Source organism: Okeania sp. (assembly GCF_983059655.1).
Window position 1 is genome coordinate 1 of record NZ_CEZPJD010000888.1, and the last position, 3,054, is coordinate 3,054.

Sequence of the window (3,054 nt, forward strand, 5' to 3'; positions counted from 1 at the left end):
GACAGCTCGCTTGCGGAACGCCGACTCCTGTGAGGGAATGCTGACTCCTGTGAGGCAGTAGGGGGGATAAAAAGCTTATGATATAAAACTTTTAGCTATTGGACACCTCCTGAAATTTGTAAAGCAAGCCAGTGCACATTGCTATATTAGGAGAAAATCACAGAATTAACTTTTTATCTCAAAATTTAGATATATTGTTATCGAAATAATTGGGTCGTGCAACCCCGCATTTTAAGGCGAAATATTTTTGGAGAGTTGCTAAAAATCCCCGTTACAAAAATAACTTCTAACTTCTGACTTCTGACTTCTGACTTCATTAAAGTGCCACTCTCAAAAATAGAGTATCTTAAGAGTGGCACAGACTTGCTAAGTAAAAGCCTGAAGACTACTGGATAATACCGAAATAGTAGCCCGCAACAACCAAGTTGATAGCCAATAGTAATAAAGCCCAACTTGCACGAAAAGAATATTTCATCTAAATTTATTCTCCATTTTTATATTGGGATCAAGAGAATATTATCATGCAATTGGTTCAATATCATACAAACATTTAAAGATTTGATACTCTCACCGTTAAATCTCGCGACTATAAAGGGAGATTCTTGTATCACAAAGTTAAAGTGACACAGGATGTGTTTTTAGGAATTTATTTGTTTTCTTTTCCCTTATTGATTTAACCACCTTCTCCAGCATGATAAGAACTACGCACTAGAGGGCCAGAACGCACATGAGAAAAGTCCATTTGTTGAGCGATCGCTCCAAGCTCCTCAAACTCTTCTGGTGTCCAATATTTTTGTACAGGCAAATGGGCTAGAGAAGGACGCATATATTGGCCTAAAGTAATGCGATCACATCCTACTTTTCTCAAATCTGTCATAGCCTCGATTATTTCAGTTTTAGTTTCTCCATGTCCCAACATTAGCCCTGACTTAGTAGGAATATTAGAGTTTAATTCCTTAACAATCCTTAATACATCAAGCGATCGCTCATATTTTGCCCCACGGCGCACAGGGCCTTGTAACCGTCGTACTGTTTCAATATTATGGTTATAGCAAGCAGGTTCAGCATCTATAACTATCTTTATCCGTTGCTTTTGCCTTTCAGCTAGAGAAACAGATAACTTCTCAACCCCACGTCCATCTTGACCACCCCAAAAATCAGCCGTCAAAACCTCAATTTTCGTTTTTCGGTTCCGTTGTCTAATAGCTGTCATTGTTGCGACAAACCAACTAGCACCGCCATCTGACAAATCATCTCTAGCAACAGAAGTCAGTACCACATACTCCAAGCCTAATAATTCTACAGCTTCAGCTACTTTTTGTGGTTCCTCTGGATCTAAGGGCATTGGAGCATGACCCTTATCCACTTGACAAAAAGCACAAGACCGCGTACAAGTAGGACCCATCAATAAAAAAGTAGCTGTTTTCTGGGCATAACATTCGCCTCGGTTAGGACAGCGACCTTCCTCACAGATGGTATGGAGCTGACGCTGCTTTATAATTTTCTGTACAGTAGAAATATCACTAGCTTTTCCCAAAGAAGGACGCAGCCACTTTGGCATACTCTGAATTTGGGCTTTCATCTCAGCAGTATTCACCTGAGTTGATATTGATTGACCATTTTTTGTAGCCATAAAAAGTTAAAAATAACAATTTTGTGCGCTTTTATATTAGCTGAATCGCCCTTGAGCCTCACGCCATAATCTTTCATTTGGCGGATGAATCGGCGGCCAATTGAATAGGTTCGATGCCCATTCAATTTGCAACCATCCCACCAGAAGCTTTCGCCCTAGTTGAAAAACTTGTATTATTATCTTGCTATCACCCCGGAAATTTTCCACCATGCGCACTGCCTACCAATATAAATTAAGGCCCAACTCAGATCAAATAGCCACAATAGAATTGTGGTTGGAATTGTTGCGTCGGCAGTACAACTATAGGTTAGGTGAGCGGTTCTCGTGGTGGTCAGAAAACCGTTGTCCGGTTAACGCTTGCCCCTTGGTAATGCCAATTCCTCAACTAAGAGACCATCCAGATTATTACTCTCAAAAAAAAGATTTAGTCAATACCAAAGACAAATTTCCGGAATACAAGCTAATTCACTCTCAGATTTTACAGGATTGCATAAAACGAGTAAAACTTGCCTTCGATAGATGGTTGAAAACAGACAAAACTGGACAGAAATTAGGAAAACCAAGATTTAAAGGAAAAGGTCGTTATCGTAGTTTTACTTATCCTCAAATCAAGCAAGACTGCATAGAAGGAAACAAAATTAACTTGCCCAAAATCGGCAAAATCAAGTTGATTCAACATCGACCAATACCGGAAGGTTTTCAAATTAAAACAGTAACAATTAGTCGTAAAGCAGATGGTTATTATCTAACTTTATCCCTAGAAGACAAATCAGTTCCAGCTTTAACAACTCAAGTTGAACCAACATTAAAAAACATTCTGGGAATCGATATGGGGCTGAAAGAATTCTTAGTAACAAGTGAAGAAGAGTCTATCCCCATACCTCAATACTACCGAAAATCTCAGAAGCGATTAAAGACACTACAAAAACGTTTATCCCGTAAAAATAAAGGAAGCAAAAGATGGTTAAAAGCTGTTAAAGCTGTTGCTAAACAACATAAAAAAGTAGCCGATCGAGGTAAAGACTTTCATTTCAAAACAGCCAATCAATTGTTATCAAAAGCCGAAGTTATTGCTTATGAAAACTTAAACATTAAAGGGCTAGCAAAGACCCGTTTGAGTAAGTCAATTAACGATGCTGGATGGAGTCAATTTCTGTCTATTTTGACTGTCAAAGCTGGAAATGCTGGACAGAAAACTATAGGAGTGAACCCTAAAAATACCAGCCAAGATTGCTCAAATTGTGGGGAAAAAGTCCATAAAGAATTAAACATACGAACTCATTGTTGTCCGCATTGTGGTATTGTCATAGACCGCGACTGGAATGCAGCGATAAATATCAAAAATAGGGCGGTAGGGCATTCCGTCCTTAAAGCTCGTGGAGCCCGACGGGATACCGGGGCTGCGAAACGAGAAGCCCACA

At 39.4% G+C, this 3,054-nt stretch carries 3 protein-coding genes; 1 reads left to right on the forward strand and 2 read right to left on the reverse strand.

The features are described 5' to 3' along the window. Window positions 1–385: 385 nt before the first annotated feature. Window positions 386–475 (reverse strand): photosystem I protein PsaX, encoded by a 90-nt coding sequence (gene psaX / locus AC3DU7_RS29800; RefSeq protein ID WP_202222484.1) that lies wholly within the window; start codon window positions 473–475, stop codon window positions 386–388. 198 nt (window positions 476–673) lie between these two features. Then, window positions 674–1,561, reverse strand: a complete 888-nt coding sequence (lipA, locus tag AC3DU7_RS29805) for a lipoyl synthase (protein ID WP_488042860.1) — start codon at window positions 1,559–1,561, stop codon at window positions 674–676. A gap of 280 nt (window positions 1,562–1,841) precedes the next feature. On the opposite strand from lipA, the gene AC3DU7_RS29810 reads away from it, so the two are divergent. Beyond that, a partial coding sequence (locus AC3DU7_RS29810; RefSeq protein ID WP_488042859.1) for an RNA-guided endonuclease InsQ/TnpB family protein occupies window positions 1,842–3,054 on the forward strand: 1,213 nt, incomplete at its 3' end.

Excerpts from the sequence above, each read along its gene's own strand:
- psaX (WP_202222484.1), bottom strand. The coding sequence starts at position 475 with ATGAAATATTCTTTTCGTGCAAGTTGGGCTTTATTACTATTGGCTATC.
- lipA (WP_488042860.1), bottom strand. The coding sequence starts at position 1,561 with ATGCCAAAGTGGCTGCGTCCTTCTTTGGGAAAAGCTAGTGATATTTCT.